At 61.3% G+C, this 11032-nt stretch carries 13 protein-coding genes and 1 pseudogene; 9 read left to right on the forward strand and 5 right to left on the reverse strand.

Annotated elements, in window-relative coordinates:
- The first annotated feature begins 53 nt into the window (after nucleotides 1-53).
- Nucleotides 54-530: a LabA-like NYN domain-containing protein gene (locus AC07SI_RS13320; RefSeq protein WP_034117765.1), complete on the forward strand. Its 477-nt coding sequence runs from the start codon at nucleotides 54-56 to the stop codon at nucleotides 528-530.
- Between the two features lie 42 nt (nucleotides 531-572).
- Nucleotides 573-1184 (forward strand): 3'-5' exonuclease, encoded by a 612-nt coding sequence (locus AC07SI_RS13325; protein WP_495005847.1) that lies wholly within the window; start codon nucleotides 573-575, stop codon nucleotides 1182-1184.
- Nucleotides 1185-1221: 37 nt separating this feature from the next.
- On the opposite strand, the pseudogene AC07SI_RS13330 reads toward AC07SI_RS13325, so the two are convergent.
- Nucleotides 1222-1365, reverse strand: a pseudogene (locus AC07SI_RS13330) (DUF3077 domain-containing protein); the annotation flags it as partial.
- Nucleotides 1366-1558: 193 nt separating this feature from the next.
- Between AC07SI_RS13330 and AC07SI_RS13335 the strand changes: the two are divergent.
- Entirely contained in the window at nucleotides 1559-2125 is a 567-nt protein-coding gene (locus AC07SI_RS13335) for a hypothetical protein (protein ID WP_495005848.1), read from the forward strand.
- Nucleotides 2115-2378 carry an acyl carrier protein gene (locus AC07SI_RS13340; RefSeq protein WP_257236358.1) on the forward strand — a complete coding sequence of 88 codons (264 nt, stop codon included), beginning with the start codon at nucleotides 2115-2117 and terminating at the stop codon, nucleotides 2376-2378. The genes AC07SI_RS13335 and AC07SI_RS13340 overlap by 11 nt, the downstream gene beginning before the upstream one ends.
- Before the next feature lie 121 nt (nucleotides 2379-2499).
- Here the strand turns inward: AC07SI_RS13340 and AC07SI_RS13345 are convergent, their stop codons facing one another.
- The gene (locus tag AC07SI_RS13345; protein ID WP_065910130.1) at nucleotides 2500-3198 is read right to left on the reverse strand and encodes a cyclase family protein; all 699 of its coding nucleotides are present in this window, start codon (nucleotides 3196-3198) and stop codon (nucleotides 2500-2502) included.
- Nucleotides 3188-3643 carry an Lrp/AsnC family transcriptional regulator gene (locus AC07SI_RS13350; protein WP_065910132.1) on the reverse strand — a complete coding sequence of 152 codons (456 nt, stop codon included), beginning with the start codon at nucleotides 3641-3643 and terminating at the stop codon, nucleotides 3188-3190. Before AC07SI_RS13350 ends, AC07SI_RS13345 begins: the two co-directional genes overlap by 11 nt.
- Nucleotides 3644-3804: 161 nt before the next feature.
- Here AC07SI_RS13350 and yedA point away from each other — a divergent pair, with 161 nt between their 5' ends.
- Both yedA and rhlE1 read left to right on the forward strand, forming a co-directional pair.
- Nucleotides 3805-4701, forward strand: a complete 897-nt coding sequence (gene yedA / locus AC07SI_RS13355; protein ID WP_201145945.1) for a drug/metabolite exporter YedA — start codon at nucleotides 3805-3807, stop codon at nucleotides 4699-4701.
- Nucleotides 4702-4749: 48 nt separating this feature from the next.
- Nucleotides 4750-6084: an RNA helicase RhlE1 gene (gene rhlE1 / locus AC07SI_RS13360; RefSeq protein WP_065910135.1), complete on the forward strand. Its 1335-nt coding sequence runs from the start codon at nucleotides 4750-4752 to the stop codon at nucleotides 6082-6084.
- Between the two features lie 93 nt (nucleotides 6085-6177).
- Here rhlE1 and AC07SI_RS13365 read toward each other — a convergent pair whose 3' ends face one another.
- Both AC07SI_RS13365 and AC07SI_RS13370 read right to left on the reverse strand, forming a co-directional pair.
- A complete protein-coding gene (locus tag AC07SI_RS13365; protein WP_495005849.1) occupies nucleotides 6178-7443 on the reverse strand; it encodes a TIGR03862 family flavoprotein in 1266 nt (421 codons plus the stop codon).
- A 375-nt stretch (nucleotides 7444-7818) separates the two neighbouring features.
- Nucleotides 7819-8739: a histone deacetylase family protein gene (locus tag AC07SI_RS13370; RefSeq protein ID WP_495005850.1), complete on the reverse strand. Its 921-nt coding sequence runs from the start codon at nucleotides 8737-8739 to the stop codon at nucleotides 7819-7821.
- Between the two features lie 75 nt (nucleotides 8740-8814).
- On the opposite strand from AC07SI_RS13370, the gene AC07SI_RS13375 reads away from it, so the two are divergent.
- Genes AC07SI_RS13375 through AC07SI_RS13385 form a run of 3 tightly spaced genes read left to right on the forward strand, consistent with a single transcriptional unit; the run spans nucleotide 8815 to nucleotide 10891 of the window.
- Complete coding sequence (locus tag AC07SI_RS13375; protein ID WP_120450052.1) at nucleotides 8815-9384, forward strand: GNAT family N-acetyltransferase; 570 nt, start codon at nucleotides 8815-8817, stop codon at nucleotides 9382-9384.
- 47 nt (nucleotides 9385-9431) lie between these two features.
- Nucleotides 9432-10301, forward strand: coding sequence for an acyl-CoA thioesterase II (gene tesB, locus AC07SI_RS13380; RefSeq protein ID WP_065910141.1), 870 nt, complete (start codon nucleotides 9432-9434; stop codon nucleotides 10299-10301).
- Nucleotides 10298-10891 carry an HAD family hydrolase gene (locus tag AC07SI_RS13385; protein ID WP_065910143.1) on the forward strand — a complete coding sequence of 198 codons (594 nt, stop codon included), beginning with the start codon at nucleotides 10298-10300 and terminating at the stop codon, nucleotides 10889-10891. Before tesB ends, AC07SI_RS13385 begins: the two co-directional genes overlap by 4 nt.
- The last annotated feature ends 141 nt before the right edge of the window (nucleotides 10892-11032 follow it).

An 11032-nucleotide genomic window follows, 5' to 3' on the forward strand; every position in this document is an offset into this window, starting at 1 on the left:
GCATACTGGCACCCTTTCCGGGCGCTGGCGCCTGGCTGTCATGAGGAAGTGCGGTGAAGAAAATTGCAGTGTTCGCCGATGTACAAAACCTCTATTACACCGTCCGCCAGGCCTATGGTTGCCACTTCAACTACGCCGCCCTGTGGGCTGATATCAGCGCGCGCGGGCAGATCGTCGAGGCCTATGCGTATGCCATCGACCGAGGCGACAGCAAGCAGCAGCAGTTCCAGCAGATCCTGCGCAACCTGGGCTTCACGGTGAAACTCAAGCCGTATATCCAGCGCAGCGACGGCTCGGCCAAGGGCGACTGGGACGTGGGCATCACCATCGACATCATGGACGCCGCCGACCACGTCGACGAAATCGTGCTGGCCTCCGGCGACGGTGACTTCGACATGCTGCTCGACCGCATCATCCACAAGCACGGCGTCGAAGCCGTGGCGTATGGCGTGCCGGGGCTGACGGCCAACTCGTTGATACGCGCTGCCAGCCGCTACGTGCCGATCGAAGGCGCGTTGCTGCTCAAATAAGCGCTACGGCGCAATAAATAGTTAGACGGAGTTGGAACAGGTTTGGAACGTATAGCGGTCATCGACTTTGAAACCACCGGCATCACCCCGAGCAGCCACTGCCGGGCCACGGAAATCGCCGTGGTCATCCTCGAACGTGGCCAGATCGTGGACCGTTACCAGAGCCTGATGAACGCTGGCGTGCGCGTGCCCGGCTTTATCGAACAGCTCACCGGCATCAGCAACGCCATGCTGCGCAGCGCGCCGCCGGCTGAGCGGGTGATGAACGAAGTGAATGAATTCGTCGGCACCACGCCGCTGATGGCGCACAACGCTGCGTTCGACCAGAAATTCTGGGATTACGAACTGGGCCTGATCCGCCGCACCCGCCTGCAGAAATTCGCCTGCTCCCTGCTGCTGGCGCGCCGCCTGATGCCGTCGGCGCCGAACCACAAACTCGGCACGTTGAATGCCTTCGCCAAGCTGCCCCACACCGGCCAGGCTCACCGGGCGCTGGCGGATGCGGAAATGGCCGCCAACCTCACGGCGCACCTGGCCCAGGAACTGCGCTGCACCCACGGATTGCGCGAACTGTCCCACGACCTGCTGTGCACCTTGCAGAAAGTCCCGGCGGCGAAGATCAATGAGCATCTGAAGAAACATCGCGGGTTCTGATAGAACAGCGCCGTTCAAAATGTGGGAGGGGCGGTGTTCATCGAGGCTGCACACACTCCAGCGCCCGATCCACCACCCCCTTCGCCATCTCCACCAAATGCATCACCGCCCGCTGCTGCACATCCATCGTTTTGCCCGACGAGTGCGCAGAGCCCACCGCGCAATGCGGCAAATCCGCCGCGCAAATGAAAGAGAGTGGTCTTGCTGGCCATTGAAACAACCGCTCTTTTTGGGGGCGCTTATCTGCTTTCTGAATAGTCAGTAGGCTTAGCCTTGCTGTCCTGTCGGACCATTCTGGATTTTCCCTTCTCCCGTCTATACCCCTTCGCTGCGACCTAAGATCCCGGCTGTCATTTACGTACAGGGACTACGTCATGCAGGAAAGCGATCTTCACACAGCAATCAGGCGAAGCCAGTTTGAGCTCCAAGGCAGCGGCATCGATTTCGGCTCAACTTCAAGCATGGCGTTTCATTTGGGAAACACGATGACAAGTTGCCCGGCAGTCATGGTTTTACCTCATTCGCCAGGCTGGACCCATGGCGCCAGTTACCAGTTACTCAAGCCCCTTCATGCGGACTCCTCGGTGCCGAGCACCACGTTTGACGAACTCTGGAAATGTACCCAGCAACACTATGGCTTGACGGCCGCAACGGTTCTGACTGGCGCCGCCGGCATACCTATAAACAAAATTGCCGTGGGCACTTGGGTTCATGTTGGCTCTAGCAAAACGACGAACCTGGCGAGTCTCATTGGAATGCGCTTTTTCCCTCGTACATTGATCAGGCAACCCACGGTGGCCAGAATGGCGAAAGCAACGTTTGGCACCGTCCGGGTATTTGGCATTATTGGACGGGGCATTCCTTTCGTTGCTGCGGGGTTGGCTGTCTTTGATCTAATCAGTATTGGTAAGTGCGCCTATGAGGCAAGAAATGGTAGGTAGCCCGACTAGAGCCGAGATCAGCGAAAAGGTGATTCAGCTATTCGTCGATATCATCGGTTTCATCGACCGAAGTCAGGTCACCGAGCAAACGGACTTCATCCATGACTTCAAGATTATTGATGATGATTTGACCTGCTTTGTCATGCAGATCAAGTGGCAATTCAACTTGCAAGCGACGCAGAAAGATTGGGATCACATCACCACCATCGAGCAGGTGGTCGATTTGATTGTTCAACGCTCACAGCTGTGTTGAAGCAACTGACGTCATCGCGGGCAAGCCCAGCTCCCACAGTTGACCGAGTTGCCCGGACTGTATGAGGTCTAGTGTGGGAGCTGGCTTGCCTGCGATGGCGTCGGTAGGGCCTACCTGCAAGTCAGGGAATAAACGCCATCACTGATGCTGGTGATCCCGAACCGCCTTCCAGTCCTAGTACACCTATCACTAACGTGGCGCCCTTGGCCGGGAGCCGGTCGAGGTGGGTCAGGCACTCCAGCACAATCCCGTTTCCCGCCAACACGGCATGGTTTGTCGCGAAGGCGGTGCTTTGCCCTGGATCAACCCCGTGGGTATCAATGCCAACCCCGGCAATCTGGCGCTGTTCGAGCAAAAACCGAATCGCCGCTTCACCAATCCCAGGGAAGTGTGAGCCTTGCGCGTCCTGCCCAAAAAACGCTATCGGGTCGTTCCAGAGGTGTTGCCAGCCGGTGTACATCAGCACCACCGAGCCAGGTTCGATAAGCCCGTGCTGACGTTCCCACGCTTCAATATCCAGTGGGCAGATTTCGTAATCTGGATTGCTCTGGGTTTTACCGTGCACATCGATCACTACGGCGGGCCGCACCAAGTCTTCGGGTCGATAACCATCAATCCCCATTCCACCAGCATAAAAACTGTTCGGCGCATTCATATGCGTGGCGCTATGTTCACCCATGCTGAACCGACGAAGGAAATAGCCGTCCTTGTCCCGTGACGCGACGTCTTCAAACGCCACCGGCGGGTCCCCCGGCCACAGCGGAATACGCGGGGAGATCGGGTGACTGAGGCTGAAGACCTTGCTGGGCTTATCCACCATTTTTGCCCTCCAACTGCCCCAACGGCACCCGCCGTTCTATCGCGCTCGACAAGATGATCGAGGTCTTGCTGAACCCGAACTTCGCCACACGGTTGATCAAATTCTCCAACTCCGGCATCGAGCCCACCGCTGCCTGCATGATCACGCACGGATCGCCCGTGACCCGGTGGCATTCGGTCAGTTCGGGGATTTCGGCCAGGGCGTCGTAGACCTTCTGGCTGCCGTGGTTGGTCAGTCTCAGTTCCATCACGCACTGAATCGGCAGGCCGACTTTGGATAAGTCCACCTTGGCCTGATACCCGGTGATCACGCCGCTGGCCTCCAGCTTGGCCACGCGTTCGGCGACGGCGGGGGCGGAGAGGTTTACCGTGCGCGCCAGTTGCGCGTAGGAAGCGCGGCCGTCTTCGAGCAGGGCGCTGAGGAGCATGCGGTCGTATTTGTCCATGATAAGGCTCCAGGAGCGCGTGGCTTTCGAAAGTAGGGGTTATAGCCCTGATAACCATGTTTTGAAAAGTGTACTGGCGGATTAAACAGGTTTTGTAACTTATGTTTAGGCGCCTGCCTTTTTAGAATAAGCCTCTCTCATTTCTGCCATAGAGCTGCCCAATGCCAGGCCCACGTCGCTTTCCCTTACCGTTGATCGCCGCTTTTTTTGCGTTGTATGTGATTTGGGGCTCCACCTACCTGGTGATCCGCATCGGCGTGGAATTCTGGCCGCCGCTGATGCTGGGTGGGATTCGCTTCCTGGTGGCGGGGGCGGTGATGTATGGCTTCTTGCGTTGGCGCGGGGCGCCAGCGCCGACCTGGGAGCAATGGAAAGCAGCTGCCAAGATCGGCATTTTGCTGCTGACCTTCGGCAATGGCGCGGTGAGTGTGGCCGAGCACACCGGCGTCTCGTCCGGTGTGGCGGCGCTGGCGGTGGCGACCGTGCCGCTGTTCACCTTGCTGTGCGGTTATTTCTGGGGCGCGCGTAATACCCGCCTGGAATGGGCGGGCGTAATCCTGGGGATGATCGGCATCGCCATGCTCAACATGGGTAGCACATTGCAGTCGAGCCCGATGGGCGCCGCTTTATTATTGTTTGCAGCGGCGTCGTGGGCGTTTGGTTCGGTGTGGAGCCGGCGTCTGCCGTTGCCGCCGGGGGCAATGGCCAGTGCGGCGGAAATGCTGGTGGCCGGCGTGACGCTGTTGATCGCCAGCGCGCTCACCGGTGAACACCTGCAAGCCATGCCGCCGCTGGAAGGCTGGCTGGCCCTGGCGTACCTGGCCGTGTTCGGCTCGATCATCGCCTTCAACGCCTATATGTACCTGCTCAAGCATGTGCGTCCGGCGGCGGCGACCAGCTATGCCTACGTCAACCCGGCGGTGGCGGTGTTGCTGGGGATCGTGTTCATCGGCGAGACCATCGGCCTGGAAGAAGCCCTGGCGATGCTGGTGATTATCAGCGCGGTGCTGTTGATCAGCCTGCCCCAGTGGCGCAAGCCCAAGCCGGAAATAAGGTAAACTGCCGCGCATTACGCCCTTGCGCTGAATTTTTCCTACGGTAAACACATGACTTTCGCCACACTTGGCCTGATCGAACCCTTGCTGCGCGCCCTTGAGACGCTTGGCTACCAGACCCCGACGCCGGTGCAGGCGCAAGCCATTCCGGCGGTGCTGGCCGGTCGCGACCTGATGGCTGCGGCCCAGACCGGCACCGGCAAGACCGCCGGTTTCGCCGTGCCGCTCCTGCAATTGCTGACTATGGAAGGGCCCAAAGTCGCCGCCAACTCGGCCCGCGCACTGATCCTGTGCCCGACCCGTGAACTGGCCGAGCAGGTTCACGCCAGCGTTGCCGAGTACGCCCAACACCTGCCGCTGACCACTTACGCGGTGTACGGCGGCGTAAGCATCAACCCGCAGATGATGAAGCTGCGCAAGGGCGTCGACATCCTGGTCGCCACGCCGGGCCGGCTGATCGACCTATTCCGCCAGAACGCGCTGAAACTCAACCAGCTGCAGACTCTGGTGCTGGATGAAGCCGATCGCATGCTCGACCTGGGCTTCTCCGAAGAACTGGCGAACATCTACCGCATGCTGCCGAAGAAGCGCCAGACACTGCTGTTCTCGGCGACCTTCTCCGATGACATCCGCGTGCTGGCCGGGCAGATGCTCAACGACCCGCTGAGCATCGAGGTCAGCCCGCGCAACGTCGCCGCCAATACCGTGAAGCAATGGGTGGTGCCGGTCGACAAGAAGCGCAAGCCCGAGCTGTTTGTGCACCTGATGCGCAAAGGCCGCTGGAAGCAGGTGCTGGTGTTCGCCAAGACCCGCAATGGCGTGGATGCGCTGGTGGATAAGTTGCAAGGCCTGGGCATCAATGCCGACGGCATCCATGGTGATAAACCCCAAGCGACCCGCCAACGCGCGCTGGACCGTTTCAAATCCAGCGAAGTGCAGATACTGGTGGCCACCGACGTGGCGGCCCGTGGCCTGGACATCGAAGACCTGCCGCTGGTGGTCAACTTCGACCTGCCGATCGTGGCCGAGGATTACATCCACCGCATTGGCCGTACCGGCCGTGCGGGCAACACCGGCGAGGCGATTTCGCTGGTGTGCGCCGATGAAGTGAACATGCTGTCGGCCATCGAGATGCTGACCCGTCAGACCTTGACCCGCAAGATGGAGCCGGATTTCGAACCGGAACACCGCGTGCCGGACACCGATGCCAGCGGGCAGGTGGTGAAGAAACCGAAAAAACCGAAGAAGCCCAAGACTTCCGGTGGTGGCGGCAAGCGCAACCTCGGCAAGTGGGTGGACAGTGGTGAGGTGGCGCCGGCGGAGCCGTCGATCAAGCCGGTGCGCAAAGTCCCGGTTTTTAATACCGGGCCGCGCAAGAAGAAGTAACTGATCTTTGTGGTGAGCGGGCTTGCCCCGCGTTGGGCTGCGAAGCGGCCCTAAAACCTGCAAGCGCGGTTTATCTGTTAAAACCCAGCGGGTTTATTGGGGTTGCTTCGCAGCCCAACGCGGGGCAAGCCCGCTCGCCACAAGCCACTCCAACATTCCGCGCCCGGCTGCTCGTCCGCTGGCAAAACACCCCGTCAGCAAATACCCGCCGGTTGGCGCTTCCCAGTCGAGCATCTCCCCTGCGCAAAACACTCCCGGCAATTGCTTGAGCATCAACCGCTCATCCAACGCCTCGAACGGCACGCCACCGGCGGTGCTGATCGCCTCATCCATCGGCCGGGTTTTCACCAGGGTCAGTGGCAGCGCCTTGATATCAACCGCCAACTGCGCCGGATCATGAAAGTGCTCGGCCGGGGTCAGCTCTCGCAGCAGCGCCGCTTTGACCCCATCCAAACCCAACTGACTGTGCAAATGCTTGCTCATCGAGCGCGAGCCACGTGGCTTGGCCAGGGCGGCCTGGACCTTGTCCAGCGGCTTGCTCGGCAGCAGATCGATATGCACGGTGGCCGCGCCGTCACGGTTGATGGCTTCACGAATCGGCGCCGACAGTGCGTAGATCAGGCTGCCCTCGATTCCCGTCGCGGTGATCACGCACTCGCCCAGTCGAGGCTTGTCATCCGCCATGCCGATAGCGACGTTTTTCAGCGGCGCGCCGGCGAATTTGCTCACCATCAAATCGCTCCAGGCCGACACCTCGAAGCCGCAGTTGCTCGGTTGCAGCGGGGCGTAGGGCACGCCACGGTCTTCCAGCAACTTGAGCCATGCACCATCGGAGCCCAGGCGCGACCAACTGCCGCCGCCCAGGGCCAGTAGCACGGCATCGCTGTGGATAGTTTTTTCGCCGTCAGGGCTGTGGATAAGTAAGTCGCCCTCGGCATTCCAGCCGAGCCAGCGATGGCGGGTGTGGATAACCACGCCCTGGTCACGCAGGCGCTTGAGCCACGCACGCAGCAGCGGTGCGGCTTTCATGTCGGTAGGAAACACGCGCCCGGAGGTGCCGACAAAGGTCTGGATGCCCAGGCCGTGAATCCACTCGCACAACGCCTCGGCGCCAAACGCGCGCAGTAACGGCGCCATCTGCGGCGCGCGCTCGGCATAACGCGACAGGAACGCCGGGTACGCCTCCGAATGGGTGATGTTCATGCCGCCCACGCCCGCCAGCAGGAACTTGCGCCCCACGGAAGGCATGCCGTCGTACAGGTCGACCCGCACGCCTGCCTGGCTCAAAACTTCGGCGGCCATCAGCCCGGCGGGGCCGCCGCCGATAATGGCAACGTGGGAGGGAGCAGTAGCGGACATCAGCAGGCCTGGTGAAAACAAAAGGGCGCCCATTGTAAGCAATGGCGCGCAATTGTGGGGGGGAAGGATCGTTGTGATCGGCGCGCACGCTTTCCATAGTGACCGTGCTTCCTGTGGTGAGCGGGCTTGCCCCGCGTTGGGCTGCGAAGCAGCCCCAAACCCTCGCCCCCCGTTCTAACTGACAGAACGCGACGCCCTCAAAAGGGGCTGCTACGCAACCCAACGCGGGTGCAAGCCCGCTCACCACAAGGAAGCCGGCGTGTCTGATCAGAAAACGTACAGTTTCCTACACGCCATGCGTGGGTTAGCTTTCAGACGCTTACGCTCAAGTTATCCACAGGCCGTTCCACAGGCATTGTGGGTAACGCTCACGCTTCAATGACAGCCTGATGACGTCCATACCCGTTGCGCGCTGTGATGCAGGATGCCGTGACGACGCGCCAGGGCAGGGCGGTCCTTGCTGTAGCCGCCGCCGATCACGCCCATCACCGGGATGTCGCGGCCCAGGCAGTGGCGCATCACGGCTTCATCGCGGGCGGCGACGCCGGTGTCTGTCAGCTTGAGGTAACCGAGGGCGTCGTCCTTATGCACATCGACGCCGGCGTCGTACAGCACCAGGTCGGGTTGGTACAGCGGCAGCAGGTAGTTGAGGGCGTCATCGACCACCTTGAGGTAGTCGGCATCGCCCATGCCCATTGGCAGTGGGATGTCCCAATCGCTCTGGGCCTTGCGCGCCGGGAAGTTCTTTTCGCAGTGCAGCGACACGGTGATGGCATCCGGGGTGTCGTGGAGGATGCGGGCGGTGCCGTCGCCCTGATGCACGTCGCAGTCGAAGATCAGCACGCGGTTGACCCGGCCGCTGGCCAGCAGGTAATGGCTGATCACCGCCAGGTCGTTGAAGATGCAGAAGCCCGCCGGGTAATCGTAATGGGCGTGATGGGTGCCGCCCGCCAAGTGGCAGGCAAGGCCATGTTCGAGTGCCTGCTCGGCCGCGAGGATCGAGCCGCCCACCGCGCGCACGGTGCGTCGGGCCAGGGCTTCGCTCCAGGGCAGACCGAGGCGCCGCTGGTCTTCGCGGGACAACTCGCCACTCATGTAGCGTGCGATATAACCCGGTTCATGAGCCAGGGCGAGAATATCTGCCGGACACAGCTGCGGGCGCAGCAGTTGGCTGTCCTCGGTCAGGCCGCTGGCCACCAGGTGGTCACGCAACAGACGGAACTTGTCCATCGGGAACCGGTGGTCCGCCGGGAACTCGGGGCTGTAGTCATCGTGGTAGATCAATGGCAAAGGCATGGGATTTTCTGACAGGAATCTGCGAAGGATCTTAACAGCGCTGTACACTCACGCACATGGCAAGGGAGGGGACCCATGGAGCCGATACTCGAACTGGAAAGTGCACGCCTGCTGATGCGCCCATGGCGTGACAGCGACCTGCCGGACTTTGCACGCATGTGCGCCGACTCGCAGGTGATGCGCTATTTCCCGGCCAAATTGAGCCACCTGGAAAGCGCTGCGCTGATCGGGCGGATTCGTGGCCATTTCGCCGAATACGGCTTTGGCCTGTGGGCCTTGCAGCGCAAGGACACTGGCGAATTCATTGGCCTGACCGGGCTGCAGAATGTCAGCTTCGAGGCAGGTTTCACCCCGGCGGTGGAAATCGGCTGGCGCCTGGCGCGCGAGCACTGGGGGCTTGGCTATGCCAGCGAGGCGGCGTGGACGGCATTGCGCTGTGGGTTCGACCGCTTGCAGCTGGATGAAATTGTCGCCTTCACCACGGAGGCCAATCTGCCATCACAAAAAGTCATGCAGGCCATCGGTATGCATTACGATCCGCTGGCAGATTTCGAACACCCCAAGGTCGCAGCCGATGACCCGCTGCGCCCGCATGTTTTGTACCGCATCACCCGCGCCCAATGGTTGGACACGCTGCACGGGTAGGAGCTGGCTCCTACAAGTAGAAAAGAATTGCTCTGAGGAGAGTGTGAATGAGCCAAGTATTGGAAGATCTGGTGGACTTGCTGACCCTGGAGCCGATCGAGGAAAACCTCTTTCGCGGCCGCAGCCAGGACCTGGGTTTTCGCCAACTGTTCGGCGGCCAGGTGCTCGGCCAGTCCTTGTCGGCCGCCAGCCAGACGGTCGAAGAAGCGCGGCACGTGCATTCACTGCATGGCTACTTCCTGCGCCCCGGCGATGCGAAATTGCCAGTGGTGTATTCGGTGGACCGCGTGCGTGACGGCGGCAGTTTCAGCACGCGCCGCGTGACCGCGATCCAGAAGGGCCACCCGATCTTCACCTGCACCACCTCGTTCCAGTACGACGAACAAGGCTTCGAACACCAGACCACCATGCCCGTGGTGGTCGGTCCGGAAAACCTGCCGTCGGAGCTGGAACTGACCCAGCAGCGTGCGCACCTGATCCCCGAGCACATGCGCGACAAGCTGCTGTGCCCCAAGCCGATCGAAGTGCGCCCGGTGACCGAGAAAGACCCGTTCAACCCGCAGCCGTCCGACCCGGTCAAGTACGTGTGGTTTCGCGCCGACGGTGCCCTGGCTGACGCGCCGGCACTGCACAAATACTTGCTGGCCTACGCCTCGGACTTCGGCCTGTTGACCACTTCGCTGCTGCCTCACGGCAAGACCGTGTGGCAGAAAGACATGCAAGTCGCCAGTCTTGACCACGCGCTGTGGTTCCACGCCGACCTGCGCGCCGATGACTGGTTGCTCTACGCCATGGACAGCCCATGGGCCGGCAACTCACGGGGGTTCTCGCGCGGCAGCGTGTACAACCGTGCCGGGCAATTGGTGGCGTCGGTGACCCAGGAAGGGTTGATTCGCCATCGCAAGGATTGGGCATGAGCCTGACGGACGTTAAGCATTGGGTATTCGACATGGACGGCACCCTCACGGTGGCCGTGCATGACTTTGCGGCCATTCGCGTGGCCCTGGAGATTCCGCCCGAGGACGACATCCTCACTCACCTGGCTGCATTGCCTGCCGACGTGGCAGCGGCCAAGCATGCCTGGTTGCTGGAGCATGAGCGCGAGCTGGCGCTGGGTTCCGTCGCAGCAGAGGGTGCGGTGGAGCTGGTGCGGGAATTGGCGGGACGCGGTTATCGCCTCGGCATCCTTACCCGCAATGCGCGGGAGTTGGCGCATATCACCCTGCAAGCGATTGGCCTGGCCGACTGCTTTGCCGTCGACGACGTGCTGGGCCGCGATGATGCGCCGCCCAAGCCCGATCCAGGCGGCCTGCTGAAACTGGCCGCGGCCTGGGATGTGGTACCGAGCGAGATGGTGATGGTCGGCGATTACCGCTTCGACCTCGACTGCGGCCGCGCAGCGGGCACGCGCACGGTGTTGGTCAACTTGCCGCAGAACCCGTGGCCGGAATTGGCAGATTGGCATGCCACAGACTGTGCCGTGCTGCGCCAAATGATCCAGCCCTGAGCCCAGTTGGAGCCGGCTTGAACTGGCGATGGCGGCGTGTCAGTCGATCTGTTTTCAACGGGCCCACCGCTTTCGCAGGCAAGCCAGCTCCCACATTTTGACCGTGGTTGTCAGGTAGAAAATCGCTCGCCACAGATCTCA

The sequence above is a fragment of the Pseudomonas sp. GW821-FHT05D12 genome (genome assembly GCF_059419825.1).

Bases quoted from the DNA above. Each gene is read 5' to 3' on its own strand.
- AC07SI_RS13335 (WP_495005848.1), top strand. From the start codon at position 1,559: ATGCAGGAAAGCGATCTTCACACAGCAATCAGGCGAAGCCAGTTTGAG.
- AC07SI_RS13340 (WP_257236358.1), top strand. From the start codon at position 2,115: ATGGTAGGTAGCCCGACTAGAGCCGAGATCAGCGAAAAGGTGATTCAG.
- AC07SI_RS13345 (WP_065910130.1), bottom strand. From the start codon at position 3,198: ATGGTGGATAAGCCCAGCAAGGTCTTCAGCCTCAGTCACCCGATCTCC.
- AC07SI_RS13350 (WP_065910132.1), bottom strand. From the start codon at position 3,643: ATGGACAAATACGACCGCATGCTCCTCAGCGCCCTGCTCGAAGACGGC.
- yedA (WP_201145945.1), top strand. From the start codon at position 3,805: ATGCCAGGCCCACGTCGCTTTCCCTTACCGTTGATCGCCGCTTTTTTT.
- rhlE1 (WP_065910135.1), top strand. From the start codon at position 4,750: ATGACTTTCGCCACACTTGGCCTGATCGAACCCTTGCTGCGCGCCCTT.
- AC07SI_RS13365 (WP_495005849.1), bottom strand. From the start codon at position 7,443: ATGTCCGCTACTGCTCCCTCCCACGTTGCCATTATCGGCGGCGGCCCC.
- AC07SI_RS13370 (WP_495005850.1), bottom strand. From the start codon at position 8,739: ATGCCTTTGCCATTGATCTACCACGATGACTACAGCCCCGAGTTCCCG.
- AC07SI_RS13375 (WP_120450052.1), top strand. From the start codon at position 8,815: ATGGAGCCGATACTCGAACTGGAAAGTGCACGCCTGCTGATGCGCCCA.
- tesB (WP_065910141.1), top strand. From the start codon at position 9,432: ATGAGCCAAGTATTGGAAGATCTGGTGGACTTGCTGACCCTGGAGCCG.
- AC07SI_RS13385 (WP_065910143.1), top strand. From the start codon at position 10,298: ATGAGCCTGACGGACGTTAAGCATTGGGTATTCGACATGGACGGCACC.